The organism is Trinickia acidisoli, assembly GCF_017315725.1.
Classification (GTDB): Bacteria; Pseudomonadota; Gammaproteobacteria; order Burkholderiales; family Burkholderiaceae; genus Trinickia; species Trinickia acidisoli.
The window spans coordinates 3942455-3965195 of sequence record NZ_JAFLRG010000001.1; the positions used below are offsets into that span (position 1 = coordinate 3942455).

The 22741-nt window shown below is 63.8% G+C and carries 25 protein-coding genes; 8 read left to right on the forward strand and 17 right to left on the reverse strand.

Annotated elements, in window-relative coordinates:
* Window positions 1-29 precede the first annotated feature (29 nt).
* Window positions 30-1229 carry an NAD(P)H-dependent flavin oxidoreductase gene (locus J3485_RS18060; RefSeq protein WP_206955870.1) on the reverse strand — a complete coding sequence of 400 codons (1200 nt, stop codon included), beginning with the start codon at window positions 1227-1229 and terminating at the stop codon, window positions 30-32.
* A gap of 229 nt (window positions 1230-1458) precedes the next feature.
* Between J3485_RS18060 and J3485_RS18065 the strand changes: the two genes are divergently transcribed.
* Window positions 1459-1692, forward strand: a complete 234-nt coding sequence (locus tag J3485_RS18065) for a DUF2249 domain-containing protein (RefSeq protein ID WP_206955464.1) — start codon at window positions 1459-1461, stop codon at window positions 1690-1692.
* Window positions 1692-3014, forward strand: a complete 1323-nt coding sequence (locus tag J3485_RS18070; RefSeq protein WP_206955465.1) for a hypothetical protein — start codon at window positions 1692-1694, stop codon at window positions 3012-3014. The genes J3485_RS18065 and J3485_RS18070 overlap by 1 nt, the downstream gene beginning before the upstream one ends.
* Here J3485_RS18070 and J3485_RS18075 read toward each other — a convergent pair.
* Both J3485_RS18075 and hemN read right to left on the reverse strand, forming a co-directional pair.
* The gene (locus J3485_RS18075; protein ID WP_206955466.1) at window positions 2985-3686 is read right to left on the reverse strand and encodes a Crp/Fnr family transcriptional regulator; all 702 of its coding nucleotides are present in this window, start codon (window positions 3684-3686) and stop codon (window positions 2985-2987) included. The two genes, J3485_RS18070 and J3485_RS18075, sit on opposite strands and share 30 nt — an antisense overlap.
* Window positions 3687-3708: 22 nt before the next feature.
* A complete protein-coding gene (hemN, locus tag J3485_RS18080) occupies window positions 3709-5163 on the reverse strand; it encodes an oxygen-independent coproporphyrinogen III oxidase (RefSeq protein WP_206955467.1) in 1455 nt (484 codons plus the stop codon).
* Window positions 5164-5358: 195 nt separating this feature from the next.
* On the opposite strand from hemN, the gene J3485_RS18085 reads away from it, so the two are divergent.
* Window positions 5359-5829 (forward strand): Rrf2 family transcriptional regulator, encoded by a 471-nt coding sequence (locus J3485_RS18085; protein WP_206955468.1) that lies wholly within the window; start codon window positions 5359-5361, stop codon window positions 5827-5829.
* Between the two features lie 44 nt (window positions 5830-5873).
* Here J3485_RS18085 and J3485_RS18090 read toward each other — a convergent pair whose 3' ends face one another.
* The gene (locus tag J3485_RS18090; RefSeq protein ID WP_206955469.1) at window positions 5874-6734 is read right to left on the reverse strand and encodes an MBL fold metallo-hydrolase; all 861 of its coding nucleotides are present in this window, start codon (window positions 6732-6734) and stop codon (window positions 5874-5876) included.
* A 95-nt stretch (window positions 6735-6829) separates the two neighbouring features.
* Between J3485_RS18090 and J3485_RS18095 the strand changes: the two genes are divergently transcribed.
* Genes J3485_RS18095 through J3485_RS18105 form a run of 3 tightly spaced genes read left to right on the forward strand, consistent with a single transcriptional unit; the run spans window position 6830 to window position 8023 of the window.
* Complete coding sequence (locus J3485_RS18095; RefSeq protein WP_206955470.1) at window positions 6830-7165, forward strand: ArsR/SmtB family transcription factor; 336 nt, start codon at window positions 6830-6832, stop codon at window positions 7163-7165.
* Window positions 7162-7587, forward strand: a complete 426-nt coding sequence (locus J3485_RS18100) for a YeeE/YedE family protein (RefSeq protein WP_206955471.1) — start codon at window positions 7162-7164, stop codon at window positions 7585-7587. The genes J3485_RS18095 and J3485_RS18100 overlap by 4 nt, the downstream gene beginning before the upstream one ends.
* 1 nt (window position 7588) lies before the next feature.
* A complete protein-coding gene (locus tag J3485_RS18105; RefSeq protein ID WP_206955472.1) occupies window positions 7589-8023 on the forward strand; it encodes a YeeE/YedE family protein in 435 nt (144 codons plus the stop codon).
* A 138-nt stretch (window positions 8024-8161) separates the two neighbouring features.
* Here the strand turns inward: J3485_RS18105 and J3485_RS18110 are convergent, their stop codons facing one another.
* From J3485_RS18110 to J3485_RS18135, 6 genes are read right to left on the reverse strand one after another with little or no spacing between them, the layout of a single operon-like run.
* Complete coding sequence (locus J3485_RS18110) at window positions 8162-8953, reverse strand: c-type cytochrome (RefSeq protein ID WP_206955473.1); 792 nt, start codon at window positions 8951-8953, stop codon at window positions 8162-8164.
* A complete protein-coding gene (locus J3485_RS18115) occupies window positions 8950-10575 on the reverse strand; it encodes a b(o/a)3-type cytochrome-c oxidase subunit 1 (protein ID WP_206955474.1) in 1626 nt (541 codons plus the stop codon). Before J3485_RS18115 ends, J3485_RS18110 begins: the two co-directional genes overlap by 4 nt.
* On the reverse strand, window positions 10565-11134 hold the full coding sequence (locus tag J3485_RS18120) for a cupredoxin domain-containing protein (protein WP_206955475.1): 570 nt from the start codon (window positions 11132-11134) through the stop codon (window positions 10565-10567). Before J3485_RS18120 ends, J3485_RS18115 begins: the two co-directional genes overlap by 11 nt.
* 9 nt (window positions 11135-11143) lie before the next feature.
* The gene (locus tag J3485_RS18125; RefSeq protein WP_206955476.1) at window positions 11144-11326 is read right to left on the reverse strand and encodes a hypothetical protein; all 183 of its coding nucleotides are present in this window, start codon (window positions 11324-11326) and stop codon (window positions 11144-11146) included.
* A 12-nt stretch (window positions 11327-11338) separates the two neighbouring features.
* Window positions 11339-12628, reverse strand: a complete 1290-nt coding sequence (locus tag J3485_RS18130; protein ID WP_206955477.1) for a c-type cytochrome — start codon at window positions 12626-12628, stop codon at window positions 11339-11341.
* Complete coding sequence (locus J3485_RS18135) at window positions 12625-13350, reverse strand: c-type cytochrome (RefSeq protein ID WP_206955478.1); 726 nt, start codon at window positions 13348-13350, stop codon at window positions 12625-12627. Before J3485_RS18135 ends, J3485_RS18130 begins: the two co-directional genes overlap by 4 nt.
* 598 nt (window positions 13351-13948) lie before the next feature.
* Between J3485_RS18135 and J3485_RS18140 the strand changes: the two genes are divergently transcribed.
* Together J3485_RS18140 and J3485_RS18145 are read left to right on the forward strand one after the other, a co-directional pair.
* Window positions 13949-14758 carry a helix-turn-helix domain-containing protein gene (locus J3485_RS18140; protein ID WP_206955479.1) on the forward strand — a complete coding sequence of 270 codons (810 nt, stop codon included), beginning with the start codon at window positions 13949-13951 and terminating at the stop codon, window positions 14756-14758.
* A 113-nt stretch (window positions 14759-14871) separates the two neighbouring features.
* Window positions 14872-15066: a glycine zipper 2TM domain-containing protein gene (locus tag J3485_RS18145; RefSeq protein ID WP_206955480.1), complete on the forward strand. Its 195-nt coding sequence runs from the start codon at window positions 14872-14874 to the stop codon at window positions 15064-15066.
* Window positions 15067-15152: 86 nt separating this feature from the next.
* Here the strand turns inward: J3485_RS18145 and J3485_RS18150 are convergent, their stop codons facing one another.
* The 7 genes from J3485_RS18150 to cysC all read right to left on the reverse strand — a co-directional run bounded on the left by J3485_RS18150 (window position 15153) and on the right by cysC (window position 22701).
* Window positions 15153-16325 carry a porin gene (locus tag J3485_RS18150; protein WP_206955481.1) on the reverse strand — a complete coding sequence of 391 codons (1173 nt, stop codon included), beginning with the start codon at window positions 16323-16325 and terminating at the stop codon, window positions 15153-15155.
* Window positions 16326-16474: 149 nt separating this feature from the next.
* The gene (locus J3485_RS18155) at window positions 16475-17794 is read right to left on the reverse strand and encodes a sulfate adenylyltransferase subunit 1 (protein ID WP_206955482.1); all 1320 of its coding nucleotides are present in this window, start codon (window positions 17792-17794) and stop codon (window positions 16475-16477) included.
* A 39-nt stretch (window positions 17795-17833) separates the two neighbouring features.
* Complete coding sequence (gene cysD / locus J3485_RS18160) at window positions 17834-18796, reverse strand: sulfate adenylyltransferase subunit CysD (protein ID WP_206955483.1); 963 nt, start codon at window positions 18794-18796, stop codon at window positions 17834-17836.
* 83 nt (window positions 18797-18879) lie between these two features.
* Window positions 18880-19668: a sulfite exporter TauE/SafE family protein gene (locus tag J3485_RS18165; RefSeq protein ID WP_206955484.1), complete on the reverse strand. Its 789-nt coding sequence runs from the start codon at window positions 19666-19668 to the stop codon at window positions 18880-18882.
* 141 nt (window positions 19669-19809) lie between these two features.
* Window positions 19810-20943, reverse strand: coding sequence for a sulfotransferase family protein (locus J3485_RS18170; protein WP_206955485.1), 1134 nt, complete (start codon window positions 20941-20943; stop codon window positions 19810-19812).
* Window positions 20944-20975: 32 nt separating this feature from the next.
* Window positions 20976-22010 carry a hypothetical protein gene (locus tag J3485_RS18175; RefSeq protein ID WP_206955486.1) on the reverse strand — a complete coding sequence of 345 codons (1035 nt, stop codon included), beginning with the start codon at window positions 22008-22010 and terminating at the stop codon, window positions 20976-20978.
* Window positions 21994-22701: an adenylyl-sulfate kinase gene (gene cysC / locus J3485_RS18180; RefSeq protein WP_206955487.1), complete on the reverse strand. Its 708-nt coding sequence runs from the start codon at window positions 22699-22701 to the stop codon at window positions 21994-21996. The genes J3485_RS18175 and cysC overlap by 17 nt, the downstream gene beginning before the upstream one ends.
* Window positions 22702-22741 lie beyond the last annotated feature (40 nt).

The window sequence follows — 22741 nt, forward strand, 5'->3', positions numbered from 1 at the left end:
AGAGATACCGCTCACATCGCCGCCGGCAATTACGCCGCCTCATGAAATTGCGCCGAAGCCTCATCGGTCGTCGAAACCGATTCGATCATAGGCATCGCGCCCGTCAGCAGATAGTCGATCAGCTCGCGGGACGGACGGATGCGATTGCCGAACGGCAGCGGCTCGGAGCCTCGGAAGAAGAGCCCGCGTTTGACATCGCCGGCAAGCGCGTAGGCAAGCCGCTGGTCGATGCAGAACTGCCCATGTTTCGCGATGCCGTCGCGCAAGCCGCACTGCTGCAGACAATCGAATCCCACTGTGCATCGACGCGCTTTCGCCACGCGCTGCAGCTTCGCCTCCTTCTCCAAGTATTCGGCGAGCCACGGCGTGCGCACGGCACGCGCCGGCAAACCCGCCACGCTCATGAACGTGACGACGTCCTCGGGCGTCGCATCGACGAGCGCCTGTTTGAAGTTCGGATGCGCATCGCCCTCTTCGGTCACCGCGAACGGCGTGCCCAGTTGCACGGCCGTGGCGCCGAGCGAAACGAGTGCGCGCACCTGCTCGTGCGTATGAATGCCGCCCGCGACAATGAGTGGAATCTGTTCTCGTTCGAGGCCGAGGTCTTTGAATAACGCCAGCGTTCCCTCGATCACCTCGGGAAACGCGAAGCTCGGATTCGCAACGCCGTCGAGCGTCGGCGCGCCAAGGTGCCCGGCCGCATAGCGTGGGTTCTCGATGACGATCGCGTCGGGCAGCCGGTGCTTGCGCATCCATTTCTTGATGACGAGGCCGATGCCGCGCGCATCCGACAAGATCGGAATCAAGGCGACTTCGGGATGCTCGGCCGTCAGCTCGGGCAAGTCGAGCGGCAGCCCTGCTCCCACGACGACGGCATGCGCGCCGCTTTCGCACGCGCATCGCACATAGTCGGCATAGGCCGATACCGCCCGCATCACATTGACGGCCACCGCTCCCTTGCCGGCCGATAGCGCCAATGCAGCGCGCACCTCGCGCGCCAAAGCTTCGAGATTGACGGCATCGATCAGTGCGCGATCGCGCGAACGCGCTGTCTTGACCATCAAGTCAGGATGATGCCGACGCAAGTCGACACTCGATATCGTCCCCATCGCGCCGAGCGAGGCGACGGTTCCAGCCAAGCGATGCGCGGAGACGCCCACCCCCATTCCGCCCTGCACGATCGGCAATAACGTCTTGCCTTTGATCCGCAGCGATTCGAATACAACCATCGGCACTGACACGGGACATCCTCACGACGTTCGAAGTATCCGAGAGTGTGCGGCGACGGTCCCCCGCAGACCTTAACTTGGGTCAAGAACGGGTTTCGCTTGCAGCGTATCCTCGACGCGAACGAGGGTAATGGCGGCTCACGCCGCGCCCTTTGCTATCGTGGGCCAGAAGTCTTATTCCGTTATTCGCGCCGCGTCGTGTAGGGCGAGGTGCGACGAAGAACCGCGCATGAAACCGCTTGTTTGTGACACTACGCTCGCGCTATGCGGGCTCGAACCGCCCGAACCGATGGAGCGCGTGCTCGCCGCGTTGCCCACGCTTGTCGACGGCCGCTATCTGCGCATGGTCATCGATCGTGAGCCGTTGCCGCTCTATGCGCTGCTCACACGCGGCGGCTTCGACTACGAAGTGCGCGGTCCGCACACCGGGCGCTACGATATCGACATTTGGCGCCGGCGCTGATGCGGCGTCATCTCGCGCTCGACGCATCACCCACACTCGGCGCACCGTTGCGATTCTTCTTGAACGCGCCCGTGTTCGCGTCGCTTGCCGCGGCATTGCTGCTGTATGCGGGACCGTCCACATGGGCTACACGCTGGTCGCCGTATGCGCTCGCCGCGACCCATCTCATGACGCTCGGGGTATTCGCGAGCGTCATGATGGGTGCGCTGATGCAGATTCTGCCCGTCGTTGCCGGCGTTCACGTTGCCTCGGTTCGAAGAAGCGCCGCGGGCATTCATGCCCTGCTCACGTTCGGCACGCTCGCCCTCGCGCTTGCGTTCATTAGTTCGGAGACCGAACTATTTCCGATCGCCGCACTGGCCTGTGGCGCAGCCGCCCTGTGGTTCGTCGTCGCATGCGCGATCGGCCTTGCGCGTGCATCGTCGGCCGCCGTCCCCGGCGTCGTCGATATCCTGCACGCGGTTCGCCTCGCGCTGGCCGCGCTGATCGTTACCGTGGCACTCGGCGCGACACTGGCCGTCTCGCTTACGTGGCCCATGTCGGTACCGGTCGTCGCATTGACCGATCTTCATTGGACGTGGGGATTGGCAGGATGGATAGGACTCCTAACCGTTGGCATAGCCTATCAAGTCATTCCGATGTTTCAAGTTACCGAGCCCTACCCTCGCCTGCTCGCTCGTGCGTTCGCGCCGCTCGCGTTTCTGACGCTCGTGCTGGCGTCGTTATCGAACTTTGTCTTACAAGCGCTCGAACCCGCCGCCACGCCATGGTTCGTCGCCCAGCCGTTTGCGGGCTACGTCGTCTTTGCCGTCGTCACGCTCGTATTGCTCGGCCGTCGCAAGCGCATCGGCGCCGATACGACAACGCTCTATTGGCGAACGTCGATGGTCAGCATCGTCTGCGGTGCGCTGACGTGGGCGATCGCATCGGCAACGCATCGGCCGTCGCTCGACGTAACGATCGGCGTGCTGTTGCTCGTGGGGGTAGTCGCATCGGCGATCAACGGCATGCTCTACAAGATCGTTCCGTTCCTGCTCTGGTATCACTTGCAGGCATCGATCGACGAGCGTTCGCCGCTCGTGCCGAAAATGAAAACCGTCTTGCCCGACTCGCAGGCTCGCAGGCAATACTGGGCGCATCTGTGCGCGTTGCTGATGCTGCTCGCGGCAAGCGCGTGGCCCGCTGCGCTAGCCCGGCCCGCCGCGTTCGTGTTCGGCGTCTCGAGCGTGTGGCTCGGCGTCGACATGGCACGCGCGATGCGCATCTATCTGCGCGTCAAGCGCGAACTTTCCTTAGTACGCGCAGGCGGCACGCAGCTTTGACGGATCGGGAATGACGATCTCGCGCCCGTTGATGGCCAACAGGCCACGCGTGCCGAGCTCGTGCAAGATCCGCGAAAAATGCTCAGGCGTGAGATTGAGCCTCGAGGCGACCATCTTCTTACCCGCTTCGAGTTGCACACGGATGCCCGCCAGCTCTGGGCCCGGCTCCGGCTCGCCCTGTTGCGCAAGCAGATAGCCGATCACACGATGCGTACCCGAGCGCAACGAGTATGCTTCGACGTCGCGCATCAATGCGTGCAAGCGCGCACTCATGCCCGCGAGCATCTTGCAGGCGAAATCGGGATCGCCGCGCAGCTCGCTTACGATCGCGGCTTTCGTGACATGCAACAGCAGCGAATCGGCCAGCGCTTGGGCCGAGACGAAATACGGCTTGCCGAGAAACATCAGCGCTTCGCCGAAGCTGTCGCCGGGGCCGACGAGCCGCACGACCTTTTCTTCACCAAGCGGCGAGATGACGCTGAGCTTGATCTGGCCGTACACGACGGCGTGCAAGCCCGTGCAGGCATCGCCGCAATGAAACACCATCTCCTTGCGCGCCACCGGTTGCTGCGTGGTGCCTTGCGCGACGCGATCGAGTTCGTCGGCCCCAAGCTCGTTGAACAGCGGCATGCGTGCCAGAAAGTCCTGGACGCGAATCTTCCCTTTTTGCATGTGCGCCCTCCGTCGGCTTGGTCTAGATCAGCTTCGAATACGTGGCCGTGCTCGGTCGCGCAAGGTATTTGTCGAACGTCATCGCGACGGCACGCACGAACAGGCGCCCCTTCGGCAAGATGCGAATCGCGGCGTCACCCACTTCGATGAGTTCCGCTTCAACGAGCGGCCGCAACGCGGTCAGCTCGGATTCGAAATAGCGCGCGAATTCGATCTCGTGCCGCGCTTCGATCGCGCGATAGTCGAGCGGCACGCTGCACATCAACGTCATGACGACTTCGCGGCGCAGCATATCGTCGGCGCTGAGCGTCAGGCCCCGCTCGACGGGCAACCGCCCTTCGTCCAAGCATTCGTAATACGTCTTGATCGAACGCGTCGACTGGCAATAGCTGCGACCGATCTTGCCGATCGCCGAAACGCCGAAGCCGATGAGATCGCATTCGGCCCTCGTCGTATAGCCTTGGAAATTGCGGTGCAAGCTGTTGTCACGCAGCGCTCGGCTCAGTTCGTCATCGGGCTTCGCAAAATGATCGAGGCCGATATAAACGTACCCCGCATCGAGCAGCCGGCGCGTCGCGCGCATGAAGATTCGCAGCCGTTCCTCCGCGAGCGGCAATTCGCGCGCGTCGATCAATCGTTGCGCCTTGAATCGGCTCGGCAAATGCGCGTAGTTGTACAACGCGATGCGATCGGGCGCGAGGCGCACGACCTCGTCTAGCGTGCGGTCGAAGCTCGCGACCGATTGCCGCGGCAGGCCGTAGATGAGATCGACATTGACCGACTCGAAACCGGCGTCGCGACTCGCGCCCAGCGCGCGCTCCACCATGTCGAGCGGCTGAATGCGATTGACGGCCTGCTGCACCGCGGGATCGAAATCCTGCACGCCGAAGCTCGTGCGATTGAACCCCAGCGCGCCGAGCTGCGACAGCGTGTCGGGCGTTACCGTGCGCGGGTCGATCTCCACGCCGAGTTCGGCGTCCGCGGCGAAGTCGAAATGTCGGTGCAGGGCTTCGTTCAGACGACCCAGCTCGGCGATGCTGAAGAACGTGGGCGTGCCGCCGCCCAAATGCAGTTGCTGCACATGTGACGTGCGTCGATCGGCGCCGAGTTCAGGCGCGACCAGCGCCATCTCGCGAAGTAGGTAGTCGAGGTATTGGGCCGCGCGGCTGTGATCGCGCGTGATGATCTTGTTGCAGGCGCAGAAGTAGCAAAGCTGCTCGCAAAACGGCAGGTGCACGTATATCGACAGCGGCGATTGCGTTGCGCCGCTCGCGCGTTCGGCGAGGTGGCCGCGATAGGCCGCTTCGTCGAACTCGGGCACGAAGCGGTCGGCGCTCGGGTAGGACGTATAGCGCGGGCCCGCGTTGTCGAAGCGACGAATCAGCGCTTCCGATAGGTCGATGTCGGCGAAGCGGCCGACATCGGACGACTCGACCTGCGGCGGGGTCTCGCGGCGTGGCGCCAAATGAGCAGACATGTGCTTTCTCGTGGACGTGCATGACCGCACGGCGATGCGGCTCTACGGTCATTATCGAACCGGTCGGCGCCGAAAACTTGATGCATGTCATCCATGTTTCGATCGCGCGTTCGCTACGGGGGCGGCGTTGCATCCATCGTCGCAAGCAGTGGCTCGCCTAAAAGATATATAATTCATCGACTTTATAGGTGCGCTATGCGACTCACTGACTTCACCGATTACAGCCTGCGCGTATTGATGTATGCGGCCGTACGCTCGGACGAACTCGTTACGATCGCCGAAATCTCGGCGTCGCTCGGCATCGCACGAGGTCATCTCGTCAAGATCGTGCATGCGCTCGGGCGTGCCGGTTATCTGAGCACGACGCGCGGCAGGACAGGGGGCTTGAAGCTCGGCCGTCCGGCTTCGCGCATCACCGTCGGGGATGTCGTGCGCACGATGGAGCCGGACTTTCGCATGGTCGAGTGCTTCGACACGGAAGGCAATGCCTGCGTGATCACCGCGGCATGCGGCCTGCGCGGTGTGCTCGGCAGCGCGTTGCGCGCCTACTTCGAGGTGCTCGATAAATTCACGTTGGCCGACATCGCGGCCGAGCAGGGCAAGCTTTTGCGGCTGATCGGATTGACCGCGACCGAGCGGCCGCTCGTGCGCCTCGCGCGCAAGTGAGCGATTGACGGCAGGGCAGCGCGCTCCGCGCTCCCTACGCTCGATCAAAGCGCGTTGAGTGGAATCTTCAGGTAACGGACGCCGTTCGATTCGGCCGGCGGCATATCGCCGGCCCGGATGTTCACCTGGACGGCAGGCAAAATCAGCACCGGCATCGAGAGCGTGCGATCGCGTGCGACCCGCATCTCGACGAACTCGTCTTCGGACACGCCCTCGTGCAGATGCACGTTCGCGCGGCGCTCGTCGTCGACGGTCGTCTCGCAGCTCGCCACGCGCGACGCCGGCGGGTAGTCGTGGCACATGAACAAGCGCGTTCGCGGCGGCAGCGACAACAGCTTGCGCACCGACCGGTACAGCGTATGCGCATCGCCGCCGGGGAAGTCGCAACGCGCCGAGCCCACGTCGGGCATGAACAGCGTATCGCCGACGAAAACCGCATCGCCGATCTGGTAGGCGATATCGGCCGGCGTATGGCCGGGCACGTGCAGCGCGCGCGCGGCCAGCGCACCGATCTCGAACGTTTCGTCGTCCTTGAACAAGTGGTCGAATTGGGTGCCGTCTTCCGACACGTCGGCGCCCAGATTGAACACCCCTTTGAACTTGTGCTGAACGGCGCGGATTTGCTCGCCGATGCCGATCTTGCCGCCGAGCTGCTGCTTCAAATACTGCGCCGCCGACAGATGATCGGCGTGCGCATGCGTTTCGAGCAGCCATTGCACCTGCAAGCGGTGCTCGCGCACGAAGGCGACGACGCGCTCGCTCGACGCCGTCGACGTGCGGCCCGACTTCGGATCGTAATCGAGCACCGAATCGATGACGGCAGCCGGCGTGCCGTCTCCGGCATGCACGACGTAGGTGAACGTGGACGTGGCGGTATCGAAAAACGGCTCTACGTTGGGATGCATCGTCAAGCCTCGTTTTGATGGGTTATGTTGTCAAAACAATATATCGATCAATATAATGTACGTCAACATACTGACAGCCATTGAGATCGAACCCGATGCAAAACCAGCTTAGTGCACAAAGGTTGGAAGACCTACGTGAATCGGCGGCACAGTGTTGCGCATTGCTCAAAGCGATGGCCCACGAAGATCGGCTGCTGCTGCTGTGCCAACTCACGGAAGGCGAGCACAACGTCGGCCAGCTCGAGGAACGCGTCGGGCTTCGCCAGCCAAGCCTGTCGCAGCATTTGGGCGTGCTGCGCGAGGAGGGGCTCGTGGCCGCGCGGCGAGAGGGGAAATACATCTACTACCGCCTCGCCGGCCACGAAGTCGTGCGCGTCATGCAAACGCTCTCGGAACTCTTTTGCGGTAAGACGAAAGGGACTACGCCATGAGCATCGATATGGTGCACTTCACGCCCGTGTCCGCCGTGGCAGGCGGGGTGGCAATCGGCGTCGCCGCGGCGCTCTATATGCTGCTCAACGGCCGCATTGCCGGCATCAGCGGCATGCTGGGGAGCTTGATCGATACTCGAGCGGCGAACCGTGCGGCGCCGTTCGCGTTTCTTGCAGGCTTGGTCGCCGCGCCATGGTTGTGGCGCGTTTTCGCGTCGTTGCCGGGCGTGACCATTTCCGCATCCGATTCGACGCTGATCGTCGCCGGGTTGCTCGTGGGCTTCGGCACCCGCTATGGCTCCGGCTGCACGAGCGGCCACGGCGTATGCGGCATCTCGCGCGGCTCGGCCCGCTCGCTAGCCGCGACGGCTACGTTCATATCATTCGGAGTCCTAACCGTCTTTCTGTTTCATCACGTCTAGCATGTTCGCGCTCACCGCTCTTGCCGCACTTGCCGCCGGCCTCCTGTTCGGATTCGGCCTCATCGTGTCCCACATGGCCAACCCCGAGAAAGTGCTCGGCTTTCTCGATCTCGCCGGCCGCTGGGACCCGTCTCTCGCGTTCGTCATGGCCGGCGCCGTGGCGGTCACCGCCGTGGGATTCGCGATCGCGCGGCGCCGAAGCTCGAGCCTGCTCGGCGCGCCGATGTCATGGCCGAAGGCCATGCGCGTCGATCGACCGCTCATCGTCGGCAGCGCGCTGTTCGGCATCGGCTGGGGGCTCGCCGGCTTCTGTCCCGGTCCGGCCGTCGTGAGCGCCTCGAGCGGCCAGCCTAAAGCATGGCTGTTCATCGTCGCGATGCTGGCCGGCATTGTCCTTCATTCGCTCTTTGCCCGGCGACTCGCCGCGCGCCCCTAAACGGGAGACAATGCCGCGGTCCATGCAAACGCGGGCAGTTCTCCAAGCTGACGATTTGGTCAGCAGTCCTAAATATCATCGACCCGTTCGCGGCGAAGGGGGCCGCGTTTGCGGATCGGCAGCCGCGCTATACGTTTATCAAGGCTGGCTCGCATAGTAGCGGGCAGCCGCTTCGATCTCAGCCGGCGTCATTTGCCGCGCCACGTTGCGCATCTGCTCGCTGATGTCGTTGTGGCGATCGCCCGCCGCGAATGCCTGCAACTGCGCGCGGATATACGCGACGGGCTCGCCTTCGAGCCAAGGCGCGCCGGTCTTGTGATCCGCCGCGCCATGACACGACGCGCACGGCGCGATGTTGCGCATCGGCGAGCCCGTCGCCACGATCGGCGGCACCGTCTGGCTCGACGGGTGATAGCCGGGCAGCTTCGGCAGATAGGCGTAGTAGGCGGCGAGGTCGCGCATGTCTTGATCGGACAGCGTCGCGACCATCGGGCTCATCACGGCATTCGTGCGGGCGCCGCTTTGAAAATCCTTGAGCTGCTTGTAGATCACCGTTTCGTATTGCCCGGCCAGATTCGGCGAGTTCGCTTGGCTGATCCCCTGCGGCCCGTGACACATCGAGCAGCGCAGCGCGAGCGTGGCGCCGCGGCCGATCGCGAGCGCATCGGCATGGGCGAACATCGCCGGCGTGACGACGACCTCGCTCGTTTTTTCGCGCGACGTGACGGGCGTTGAAACGAACCATTGCTGCGGTACGCCGGCCGCGCTGCAGATTGCGTTCCAGATCCCCGTGAACTGCGAATCGGTATGGACCGACGGTAGCCAAATGAAGCCGATCAAAATCGACACGATGGCGATACCGGCCGTCAACCCGACGCTGACGGTAAACCAGCGGTTACGCAGCGAGAACAGGCGTTCTTCGATGCTCATCGCGGGCCTCCCATGTAGATGGCCGGCACCGACGTCTGTTTGAGCACGAGAAGCTGGGCGATCGGGTAGCCATAGTTGACGACGGTCAGCGCGATCATCAGCGCGACCCACAGGCCGAAGCTATTGAGGGCGATCGGCAGCGTGGTGGGCGGATGCACGGCGGTGCTGAACGTAAACTTCTGTTGCGGTACCACCTGGCCGCGATGACCGCGCGCGAGCACGATGAAGAAGAGCACGCCCGAGGCCACGAGAATCAACGCACCGACGACCGACATATCGACGGTAATCGCCTCGGGCGCGATCCCCGGATTGCTGTAATCGAAGTAGGCCATGCGTCGCGGCATACCGAGGATGCCGGCGTAGTGCCACGGGAACGTCGTCACGATCATGCCGATGAACCAGAGCCACAATTGCCAGCGCATGAGCTTGACGCTCGCGAGCGCGCGGCCAGTCAACTGCGGCCACAAATCGTAGGCGATCGCGAAGTACATGATGACGATCGCGCCGCCGAAGATCAGATGGAAGTGGCCCGTGATCCACTGCGTGTTGTGGATGGTCGAGTCGAGCTGATAGCTCATGTTGATGAGCCCGCCGGCGCCGCCGAAACCGAGCATGACGAACGAGAATGCGACGGCCAGCATCATCGGTTCGTGCCAGGGCAGGGCGCGCAGCCAACCGAATGGGCCGCGCCCGCCGCGCAGTCGGCCCGCGATCTCGACCGATGCGCAGATCGTGAACACGGTCAACAGTGTCGGCACCGATACGAACGCCGTAAAGACCGATTGCAGGAACTTGAAGCCCGAACCGACTTGCGGATCGGCGAACAAGTGGTGAATGCCGATCGGCATCGCGACGACGAGAAACAGGATGAACGAGATGCGCGCCATCGCATCGCTGTAGAGGCGCCCGCCCACGGCGCGCGGCACGAGCGTGTAATAGGCGATATAGGCCGGCATCAACCAGAAGTAGACGATCGCGTGCAGCGTCCACGAAAAGAACACGCGTGCGAGCCCGGCATCGATCGTCGACTTGAGTCCGAGCGCAACGGGCAGGATCTGAAACAGAATTTCGATCGCGGCACCGACGGCCGTCCAGGCCCACAGGTACGAGCCCGCGACGTTCGCGAACATGGGCAGCGGCACGGGCTTGCCCGGGTTCGCGCGCTTCCAGGTGCGCAGATTGATCGACATCAGGGCCACCCAGATCCACGACCCGACGACGACGAGCACGATGCCGATGTAGTAGAACGCATTGCCGATCATCGGCGGATAGAACGTATAGAGCACCGAGGCGCGGCCGAGCGCGACGGGAATCACAGCGGTGACCGAGCCGACGACGACGAGCCACCATCCGAGCCACGCCCAGCGCTTGCCGACGAGCGGCTGCTCGAGCGAGATCTCGCTGATCGCGTAGCCGAAGCCCATCGCGATCAAGGTCGGAAACACGTAGCCCATGACCGATCCGTGCGCGGTGACCGAGCGGTAATAGAGTTCGGGATGTCCGAGCCATGCGTGCATCGGGCTGCGCACGTACATCTGCCAGGCGCCGAGCAGCAGCGCGACGCCGAATGTGGCGAAGGCGAACCAGAAGTGCGCGAGGACGAGTCGTTTGTTATTGAGCACAGCTAAGCCTCCGGACGTTGGCCGCGAGCTTGTCGAATGCGGCGCGATCGAGCACCTTCACGTGCGCCCACATGCCTTCGTGGCCGGTGCCGCAGTATTCGTGGCATGGCATCAGGTGTTCGCCGCTCGTGGGAAAGCGCGTCTTGAAGGTCGAGACGTACCCCGGCTCGACCATGGAATTGATGTTCGTATCGGCGATCAAAAAGCCGTGCACGACGTCGGCGCTCGTCACGCGGAAGGTGATCGGCGTATCGGCCGGCACCACGATGCATTGCGGCGTGAACGAGTACTGCTGCGCGACGATGCGCACCGTCACCGAGCCGTCGGTCTCGACCGCGCTGCCGAGGTTGCTTTCGATGAATTCGCCCGATACGTGCAGCGTCGTCGGATCGATCGTCTCGACGCGCGAAGGCGGCATCATCGCCCAGTGCAGGCCCGTGAAGACGACCATCGCAACCAGCAAGACGATGATGGCAACGGCGACCGCGGCCCATTTGCGCTCGACGCTCGCGGCGACTGCTGCGCCGTCGGCGTGGCTGGAAGAAGGAGTGTTCGACATGTCGCTCGCTCAGTGAATGACGCCGCGCGGCAAAAAGACCAGGAAGTAGAACGCGAACCAGAGCGCCACGACGATAGCCGTGGCGATGCCGGCCACCGCGATGGCGCCTGCCGGCCCCGAGCGCACGATTTCGTCCACGCGTGCGTCCTCTTCTTGCATGGCGCCGTCTCGCGTTTCGTTGTTGGGGTTCATGGCGTCCTCGATTCAGTAAAGCGGTGCCGAGCGCAAGGCGTTGGCTTCCTTGGCCGTGACGGGCGTGCCGTGATTGCCCCAGGCCGTGCGAATGAACGTCACGACGGCCGCCACTTCTTCATCGGAGAGCGACTGTGCGAACGGCGGCATGCCGTAGGGCGAGGGGTTCTTCGCCGTGCCCGGCGCATAGCCGCCGTTGAGCACCATTCGAATCGGGTTGACGGCCGACGTCATCTGGATCGACTGATTGTTCGCGAGCGGCGGGAAGTCGGACAGTTTGCCTTCTCCGTGCTTGCCATGACAGGTCGCGCATTGCGCGTCGTAGATCTTCGAGCCGAGCCGCGCGAGCAGGTCGCGCTCTTCGCCCGATACCGGGCTGGCCGCGGTTTGGCTTTCGGCGCCGTGCTGCGGCAGCGACTTCAGGTAGACCGCCATCGCGCGCACGTCGTCGTCGGACAGATACTGCAGGCTGTCGTAGACCACTTCGGCCATCGGGCCATACACCGCGCCTCGGTTGGACGCGCCTTTTTGCAGCAGAGCGGTGATGTCGGCGATGCTCCAATCGCCAAGGCCGGCTTCCTTGTTCGAAGTCAGCGACGGCGCGTACCAATCCTGCATCGGAATCAGGCCGCCCTCGAATGCTTTGGACTCCGAACTACCGCCGAGCGCATTGATCGCGGTGTGGCACATCGAGCAGTGGCCGAGACCTTGGACGAGGTACGCACCGCGATTCCACTCGACCGAGCGCGTGGGATCGGCCTGATACTCGCCTTCGCGGAAATAGAGCGTGCGCCAGCCGAGCAGCAACTCGCGGTTGTTGTAGGGGAAGCGCATCTCGTGCGGCCGGTTCGGCTGATGCACGGGCGGCACCGAGCGCAGATAGGCGAAGATCGCGTCGGAATCGGCGCGCGAGACTTTCGTGTACGCGCCGTAGGGCATCGCGGGATAGAGCAACGAACCGTCGCGCGAGCGGCCCGTATGCATCATTCGATAGAACTCGTCGGCCGTCCATTGGCCGATGCCGGTCTCGTCGTCGGGCGTGATGTTCGGCGAATAGAGCGTGCCGAACGGCGTCGGCATCGCGCGACCGCCGCCAAAGAGCTTGCCGCCGGGCTGCGTATGACAGGCGATGCAGTCGCCGGCTCGAGCCAGATACTCGCCCTGCTTGACGACGTCGGCCGACGCGCTCGCCGGACCTTGCGCGAGCGCAAGCGCGCTCGATGCGGCGAGCACGATACCCGCGCTCACGCGTGCGAGTGAGCGGGAAAGAGAAAGAATGGCTGGCACGAAAGACTCCGTCATTGCGGTTCGCTGCCGCAACGCAGCGGCATCTTCAAGCTCCCCGCCGGGGCGAACGCGGGATTGGCCGGATCCGGCGACGCCGCAAGCCATGCGGCAACCGCCGTGATGTCGTCGTTCGTCAAACGCGAGGCGACTTCATGCATGCAATCGGGTGCGTACGATTTGCGCGTGCCGTAGCGCCATGCGCCCAGTTGCGCGCTGATGTAGTCGGCGTGCAAGCCGAGCAGCCCCGGAATCGCGGGCTCCATACCAGTGAGCGCAGCGCCGTGGCACGCCGCGCACGCGGGGATCTGCTTCGAGGCGTCGCCCGATTTCACGAGCTGCTCGCCACGCGCGAAGAGGGCTGCCGACACCGCTCGCGTCGAGGCCGGCGGGTAGGGCGGACGTTGGCTCGCGAAATAGTCGGCAATCCGATGCAGGTAGGCATCGGGCAGATAGCCGAGCAGATAATTCATCGGCGGGTATTGCCGCCGGCCGTCGCGAAATGCGATGAGCTGGTTGTAGAGATAGCCGGCCGGCTTACCCGCCAAGCGTGGAAAGTAGTCGTTGTCGGTGCCTTGGCCTTGCGCGCCGTGACACGCGGCGCAGGCCAGCACTCGGGCTTGCATCGTGTCGGGCGCGCGCTCGATTTGCTCGGTTTGCGTGCTCTGCGCGCTCTGCGCATGAGCGGCAAGGCCGACGAAGCTTGTGAGGACAACAGCAGCAATTCTTCTTTTCAGCATCACGTCATCGTCTCCGGGGACACGAACGATATGCGGCGCGCCCACGGCTTTCAGCATTTGAGCTTGCAGCGGTGCGGACCGGAACGGCAATGCGTCTTTCGTAGCTGTGCCGTCGATTCTAATCAATGCAGACGAAAACGGAAGCACGGCATGCGGCGAGAGCGCGCATTCGAATCCCGGCTTCAAAGCCGGCGCATCGATTCGATCGCCAAAACTCTTCGATTAGATCAGGCGGGCGCGCAAATCGACTTGACCTGGATCATGCATTCGCACAATCGCGATGTGAGTGGCATGAGCGTGTTGCATGGGCACGATGCGGCCGTTCGCCGCGCCGTCAGCGCGTGACAAAGGTGCGGCAACGCAAGAAGCTAGCTACGACGGGCGTTGTCGCAGGCTCAGGCCGTGTGCAGTAGGAATTTCCCTACAACGAGTGCGAATGCCCCGACACGACTCTCGTCTATCGACGATGGGCGACGACAAAGCGTTGAGGGACACTTCGTTCGAACGGTAAGCGGTGAGCCGCATGCCGACATAGGCCGCGAGCCGGTCGAGATGGGCGAAGCGTCTCGCGTTTATCGATGTACACAGGAGAATACGAATGTTGGGTGCCAGCGAACGGGCCAGCACGCACGATGCGGCCATCAAGGGTCTTGCTTCGGTTTCGGTCCATGCCGAGACGCCGACGCGCCCGCAAACGTCCCGTGGCGTCGCTTCGTCTTCCTGCAAGACTTGCTCGCTGCGCCCAGTCTGCGCGGTCAACCCCGACGAGCTCGCCAGCTCGCAGCAAATGGACGACCTCGTGCTCGGCTACCGTCATGTCAAAAAGGGCGAGGCGCTCTATCGCGTCGGCGACGGCTTCAACAACCTCTATGCTGTGCGCACTGGTTCGTTCAAAAAGGTCACGCTGCTGGCCGACGGGCGCGAGCAGGTGACGGGCTTCTGTGTCTCCGGCGAATCGCTCGGCGCCGACGGTATTGCGACCGATCATTACGCGAGCGACATGATCGCGCTCGAAGACAGCAGTGTCTGCGTGATGCCGTTCGATCTGCTCGAATTGCTGAGCCGCGAAGTCAAGGCCGTGCAGCACCATGTCTTTCGCATGCTGAGTATCGAGCTCGTGCGCGAAAGCCATTCGATGATGCTGCTCGGCACCATGACGGCGGACGAGCGCGTCGCCGCGTTCCTGCTCGATCTATCGCGCCGCTGGCAGGCGCGCTCGTATTCGCCGAGCGCGTTCGTCTTGCGGATGACGCGCGAGGAAACGGGCAGCTTTCTCGGGCTCAAGCTCGAAACCGTGAGCCGCACGCTGTCGCGCTTTCAGAAGCAGGGGCTCATTCAAGTGCATGGAAAGGAAGTGCGCATTCTCGACTTCGACGGCTTGAACGAAGTCGCGCATCGTTCGTCGTAACGAAACGCGTGCCATCCGGCACGCAGCTTGCATGATCGTCGTTTGCTGATAGCAACTTTTCACGGAGCCCGACCGCGCACCGATGCGTTATGCCGGGTCGACGGGAGACGATCATGAATCGATTAGGACGACTAAGGTTCGTGTGCGCTGCTTGCGCGGCAGCGCTCACGCTTCTAACCACCGGATGCACGCTCGGCGGCGCAGCCGTCGGCGGCATAGCCGGTAATAAGCTGACGCACGGCAGCACGCTCGGCACCGTCGGCGGCGCCGTTGCAGGCGGTGTCGTCGGGTACGAACTCGGCAAATAAGGCATTCACGTTGCAAAAAGGGGACGCTCACGCGTCCCCTTTTTTGGTTCGGACGATAGGCGGGATGAACCGCCTATGTCGTTACGTCAGAACTTGTGACGAATGCCCACGCGCGTAGCGAACTGCTGCTGCGAACCCGAGCCCGACGGGCCGAAGAAGCTCGTCGAATCGCCGATTTGCGCTTGCAGCGGCACGTTGCCGTTGTTGCCCGAGGCCTTTTGGTAGATGCCGAGCACATAGACGTCGGTACGCTTGCTGAGCGCGTAGTCGAGGCTCAGGTCGACCTGGTTGAAGTGACCCGTGGCAGCATCGGCCAGATGCATGTACGTGTAGCCGAGGCCGGCCGTGAGAGCCGGCGTGAACGAGTACTTCGCGCCTGCTTCATAGGCACTGAATACCAGCGCCGACGGGCCCGTGCCCGGCATTTGCACGAGACGCGTGTTCGTCCACAACGCCCAGAACGCCGCCGGGCCCATCAGGTAGCGGCCGCCGAGACCGAACGTGCGCAGCTCCTTGATGTTGGCGGGAGCGGACACGTTCGAAATGGCCGTCGTGATCCCCAATTGCTGGCCGGGATAGCGGATGTCCGTGTAGGCCGCGCCCACGCTGACCGGGCCCGCCGCGTAGTTCGCGCCGAAGCTGTACGTACGCGCAGAACCGGCCACGGCCGTGGCGCCGCTGCCCGTCGAGGGCGCACCGGCGAACGCGCCGGCTTGGTTCGAGAAGCCGTACAACGCGCCGAACGTCACGCCGGCGAAATTCGCGCTCGAGAACTTCACCGAGTTGTCGATGCGGCTCGACGTCAGTTGGTCGATGTCGTTGATGTGGAACGCGTAGTTGCCCGCGACCGTGTTGCTACCCGTCGTGAAGCTGCCGAGCACGTCCGTCGACAGTGAGTACTGGCGGCCGAACGTCAGCGAGCCCGCGCCGTCCTTCGAGAGGCCGACGAAAGCTTGACGGCCGAATTCACGGCCGTTTTGGCTCAGCGTACCGTTGCCGCTGTTGAAGCCGTTTTCCAACGTGAAGATTGCCTTCAGGCCGCCGCCCAGATCTTCGCTGCCCTTGATGCCCCAACGGCTGCCTTGCGCGACGCCGTCGTCGTACTTCACGAGGCTGCCCGATTGGCCCGATGCCGTCTTGGCGTTGTTGACGTAGCTCACGCCCGCGTCGATCAAGCCATAGAGGGTGACGCTGCTTTGCGCATGTGCGGCAACGCCGATGCTGCCAAGTACGGCAGCCACGAGAATACGTTTTTTCATCATTTCTCTTTTGAGTGGTCTTTGTTAATTGGAACAGCGGCCCCAATTGCGCCGGGGCGAATTCTTGCCGATTTTCACCGAGTTTTTGTGAACTTTTTGTTTAACGTGGTTATTTGTTAACAGGTATTGTTTCTTTTTCCGCAATAGACTTATTCCGATGCCGTGCGAATCATGCCGGCCGCGACCGTATGGTGCGTGGCCTCGTCGATCAGCACGAACGCGCCCGTGCCCGCATGCGCGTCATACGCATCGCACACGATCGGCTTTTGCAGCGTCAATGCGACGCGCCCGATATCGTTCATCTTCAAGTCGTGTACCGCGCTCGAATGCAACAGCGTATGCACGTCCAGCACTTCCTTGACGGTCCCGATTCGGGCAAATACCGTCGTCGTGGTCTGCTTGAGCAGATATTTGCGCTGCGTCGAGAGCGGCTCCTCATCGAACCAGCACAAATCGGCCTCCAGCTTCTTGGCCGGCTGCGGCGCAGCTTGCGCCGCCACGAACGTATCGCCGCGCGAGACGTCCAGGTCCTGCGTCAGGCGGATCGTCACCGTCTGCCCCGCGAACGCCCGGTCCACTTGCGCCGTGCCGCCCGGCACCGGCGCGATGATCTCGGCCACCGTCGCCTCGCGCTGCGCCGGCAGCACCACGAGCGCATCGCCCACTCGCACCTCGCCCGCCTCCACGCGCCCCATGTAACCGCGGAAATCGTCCGCGCTCGCCCCGTCCTGGCGCGCCACCCACTGCACCGGAAAGCGCAGCGCTTCGCCCATCGCCTGCGCCACCGGCAACTGCTCGAGCACGTCCAAGAGCGGCTCGCCCGCATACCACGGCATCCGCTCGCTCGCCTGCACGATGTTGTCGCCCTTGAGCGCCGACACCGGCACGAACCGCACATCCGACAAACCCAGTTGCCGCGCCAGCTCCACGTACGCGTCGCGGATCTCGTTGAAGCGCGTCTCGCTGTACTCGATCAAGTCCATCTTGTTGATCGCCACGATCACGTGCTGCAAGCCCAAGAGCTTGACGATCGCACTGTGCCGCTTGGTCTGCGGCAGCAAGATTGTGCGCCCGTCGTCGCCCTTTGTGACGCGGGTGGCGTCGACCAGGATGATCGCCGCATGCGCCGTCGAGGCCCCCGTCACCATGTTGCGCGTGTACTGCTCGTGCCCCGGCGTATCGGCGATGATGAACTTGCGCCGCGCCGTGGCGAAATACCGATACGCCACGTCGATCGTGATGCCCTGCTCGCGCTCGGCCTCCAAGCCGTCGGTGAGCAGCGACAGGTCGATCTCATCGCCCACCGTGCGCTTGTTCTTCGCCCGCGAGAGCGCCGAGAGCTGGTCCGACAGCACCGCGCGGCTGTCATAGAGCAGGCGCCCGATCAGCGTGCTCTTGCCGTCGTCGACGCTGCCCGCCGTGATGAATCGCAGCACACCGAGGTCTGCCGGTTGATGAGGAGTACTCATGATCTCAATCCCGTCTTCAATGTTTCGGAGTGCTGACTATTAGAAGTAGCCTTGCTTCTTGCGCTGCTCCATCGCAGCCTCGGACGCCTGATCGTCCATGCGCGTCGCGCCCCGCTCGGTGATGTCGGTCACCGCCGTCTCGGCGATGATCTTCTCCACGTCGTCCGCGTCGCTCTCCACCGGGCACGTGCAGCTAATGTCGCCCACCGTGCGAAAACGCACGAGCACCTTCTCGCTTCGGTCGCCCTCGCGCATCGGCGTGAGCGGCGTCACCGGCACGAGCAAGCCGCCCCGACGCACGATCTCGCGCTCGTGCGCGTAGTAGATCGAGGGCAACTCCAACCCTTCTCGCGCGATGTATTGCCAAATGTCCAGCTCGGTCCAGTTCGAGATCGGAAACACGCGCAGGTGCTCGCCCTTGTGCAGGCGCGCGTTGTACAGGCTCCACAGCTCGGGGCGCTGCGCTTTCGGGTCCCATTGGCCGAATTCGTCGCGGAACGAGAAGATGCGCTCCTTCGCACGCGCCTTCTCCTCGTCGCGGCGCGCCCCGCCGATCATCGCCGTGTAGCCGTGCGCCTCGATCGTCTCGAGCAGCGTCACCGCTTGCACCGCGTTGCGCGAATCGGTCTCGCGCCGTAGCCGCACCGTGCCGCGCTTGATCGAATCCTCCACGTGCCCCACCACCAGTTGCGCGCCGATTTGCTCGGCGCGCCGATCGCGAAAATCGATCACCTCCGGGTAGTTGTGCCCCGTGTCGATGTGCACCAGCGGAAACGGCAGCGACGTCTTGCGGTTCGCACCCAGCCCGAACGCCTTGAGCGCCAGATGCAGCACCACCACCGAATCCTTGCCCCCCGAGAACAGCAGCGCCGGCTTGCTGCACTCGGCCACCAGCTCGCGCAGAATGTGGATCGATTCCGCCTCGAGCCAGTCGAGGTGGTCCATGCGCGTGGCAGTGATCGGTGCGGCCGTCGCATTGGTGGGGTCGAGAAGGGTACACATGATCATCTCTTTGGGTCTCGGTGATGACTTCGGAATGGGCTTCGGAACAAGCGGGGATTGGATCGATCGAAAAATCGTCTCGGCTAGCCGACGCTTCGATAGGTGATGTAAGCGGCAATCGCCAGCAGCATGGCCGCAAAGATGCGCCGCAGCAGGTGGCCCTTGACGGCAACGGCCTTGGCCGCGCCCATCCCGGCGTGGCCGCCCACGATGCCGCCGGCCACGAGCGCGACGGCAAGCGGCACGTCGACCTTGCCGGCCACCGCGTAATTGACGGCTGTCGTCGCGCCGAATACGACGACCGACAGCAGCGACGACGCCACCGCTTCGAGCATCGGCACGCGAGCGATGTAATGCAGCGCAGGCACCGACAAGAATCCGCCGCTGATGCCGAAGAAGCCGGCCACGCCGCCCACGGCTGCGCCGGCCCCCGCGGTGGCGAAACCTCGGGTCGATGCCACGGGCGCGAGCGCGACGTCTTGCACTGCTTGCGTACGCGAAAACATCAGCAGCGCGACGAGCGCGACCATCGCCGCGAGCGGCAGCATGACCGCGCCGCCGTCGACGTGCAGCGACCAGCGCGATCCGGCGAACGCACCGCCCATGCCCGCGGCGGCAAAGACGCCGCTCGTGCGCCAACGCACGAGCCCCGCCCGTGCATACGAGATTAGATTGACGAGCGCCGTCACGGCGATGGCGGCGGCCGTCGTCCCGATCGCGACGTGCGGATCGCCGACCTTCACGAAATAAAGGAGCAGCGGCACCGACAGCGTGCCGGCACCGCCGCCGACGAGCCCAAGCGCGAAGCCGATCGATAAGCCCGATAGCGCGGCGAGCGCGATCTGCGTCTGTAATATCGATGCGATCGACATGGGTGGGGCTCTCTCAGGTTGCAAGGCCATCCGTCATCGGCACTGCGCGTACGGTGCGCGCAGCGTCCGATGCGGTACGTTTCGTTGATTCGTTATATCGGGTGACGCGTTCTCGCGATCGAATGATCGCTCGCTTGAGCGTCAGTCCGTCACTTCGAAGGCTTCGGTCAATTCGTCGAGCTTGATCGGTGCGAAGTCGCCATCGCGCCGCGAGGCGCGCACCGCGGCGCATTGCTCCATGCGGGCGCGCACAGACGTCAAATACTCGGCACGGTGGCGTCGCAGCGCGAAGTCGCGGAAATTGGTCCGCTCGAGCACCTGCCACGCTTGCGTCCGGCCGAGCTCGGAGCTGCGGCGCGCCGTGTCGAACATCGGCGCGTCGATCGCCGCTGCCCCATCGGTCAAGCGCTCGTAGCCGTAGCGCCGCATATGGTCGTGCGTCAGCGTTTCGATCAATGCGATCTCTTCCAGCGACAGCACCTTCTTGTACTTGTCGACGTTGGCCGCGATCGGCGCAAAACAATTCGACGACCACAGCGCCGACATGCGTGAAATCTGCTTGGCTTCGTCCGAATGAGACACGTCGAGCATGCCCGGCAAAAACGCAATGTCGAAGAATGCGCAAATCTGCTTGAGCACCGCCTCTTCGTCGGCGAGGAAATCCTCATAGCGGATCGTGAGCGTGCGATCCGGATACTCCGCGAGCACCATGTCGGCCGCGCGATGCGCCTCGAGCCAAATGTGGGCGTTGAGCAGCGTATCGAAGTCGTGAATGATGGCCTTGTTCATCGACGCGATCTGCGCGCGCGGATCGCGCACGACGTTCAGGAACAGCATGTCCGGGAACAGACGCATCAGTTCGTCCGCGTAATGCACGCTGTCGAGCGACTTGTCCATCACCACGCGGGCGCCGCGCTGCTCGCCGGCCCGCAATAGCAGTTCCCAGACGATGCGATGCACGCTGCGCGGCTCGTGGCGAATGGCTTCGAAGATCTCGACGGGATCGAACACGATACCCGGCCATTTCACCATGCTGGCCGCCTGCAACCCGATGACGTCGCTCACTAGACGAAAATAAGCGCAATCATCCTCGAGGTTGCCGTACAGCGGCACGATCGGCATGAAATCGACGACGTGCAGCGGATACGGCGAATGAAAATCGGGATTGAAATTCAGTCGCAACCGCAATGCATGGCTGCCGCAGCGGCGCAGCGGAATCATCAACACGGGCCGCGGCCGCGCGCCGGCCGGCGCGGGATCTTGTTTGTCGGTCATCTCTCGAGTCCTCGTTTTTTGCTTCTTACTGCTTACGCAGAACCGACGGCATCGTCCGCGTCCGCGCGGCCCGTCGTTGTGAAATAGGTTGAAAACGCGTCGACGAAGGCATCGATGGCCGCGAACGGCAGTGCGTTGACGCCGGCCGCGCCGCGCCGGCCGCCGCCGCCGTCGAAACGTTCGCACAGCACGTTGGCCGGGCGTGCGTCGGGGCTGGCCGAGCGCACGCTGATGCAGCAGGAGCCGTCCGTGCGTTCGCTTAGGACTGCGAACGATTGATCGCGGCGCTCGCCGGCCAAGCGGTTGGCGAAGGTGCCGGAGATGCGCCTCGCCCAAGGTTCGTCGGGCAGCAGGTAGACGGCGCCGCCGCCGCATGCGTGGTAAGGCATGAGCGCGTCGGCATGCGCGAGATCCTCGCGGTAGCCCTGTTCGAGTTGTGCATAGCACGGCGCGGCCGCGACGAATTCGAACGGGTCGGCGAAGGCGTGCAGCGTGCGATAGAGCACGTCGGGCCGGATATGCAGATCGTCGAGCGTCTCGCCGTACGCGTTGTAGTTCAGCAGACGCCCGAGCGTCTCCAGCACCGCGACGTCGCGCTCGCGTATGCCGTGCGCTTGCGCAAGCCTGCGGGCCGTCGTATCGAGGTTGTCGCCGAACGCGCCGACGATCGCCCAGTGCCGATAACGGCCGCCCAGTGCGCGATCGACGATGAGGCTCGTGCAGACATGGGGCGAATCGTCCCATGCAAGCTGCAGCCGCGGATGAGCGAACGCGCGATCGGCACTGTGATGATCGAAATAGGCGACGTGTGCGCCGGCATCGAGCAGGTGCGCGAGCGCATCGACGTTCGCATCGAGCGAGACGTCGAGTACGGTCACATCGATGCCCGCTTCGCACGGCACACGACACAGCAGCGCGACATCGCGCTTGATGCCCGTCACACAGTACGCCTCGCGTGGCTGCGCGAGCCGTAGCTGATGCAGCGCGCACAGCCCGTCCGCGTCTCCGTTGAACACGTCGTAGGCGGTACTCGCCGAGCGCGGCGACACTTCAACTGGCAAGGCCATCTCGGTGCTCCGAATCGCGACGCATCAGGTACGCGTGCAGCAGCGCGGCGCCGCCCCCCGCGCGCAGGTCCGAGGTGTCGACCGCGAGCGCCGGCGCGAGCGGCCGCTCATACGGGGCGCTGATGCCCGTGAACTCCGTCAGCTCGCCGCGCCGGGCCTTGCGATAGAGTCCTTTCGGATCGCGCGACTCGCACACGTGCAGCGCCGTGCTGACGTACACCTCGACGAACCGCGTCTCGCCGATGATCGCGCGCGCCGCGGCTCGATCCTCGCGCAAAGGCGAGACCAGCGAGGTGACGACGATAAGGCCGACGTCGTTCATCATGCGCGCCACTTCGGCGGTGCGGCGAATGTTCTCGCGCCGATCGCGTTCGGAAAAGCCGAGATCGCGGCTCAGGCCGCACCGTAGATTGTCGCCGTCGAGAACGATGCACGGGCGCCGCTCGCGCCGCAGCAGGTGCTCGAGTTCGAAGGCAATCGTCGATTTGCCTGCGCCGCTCAGTCCCGTCAGCCAAAACGTCAGCGGCGGATGCCCGAATTGCTGGGCGCGCGCGTCGTCGGAAAGCGCGCCTGCGTGACGAAAGATGTTGGCGCCCGCTTCGCGCCCGCGCCCGGATCGCGCATCGTCCCTTTGCGCGTCGCACACGCTCGCATGAGACTGCACCTCGTAAGCCGGCTCTTGATCGTCCATCGAAGCCACCATTTTCACTGCGTTACCTTGACCACTTTAG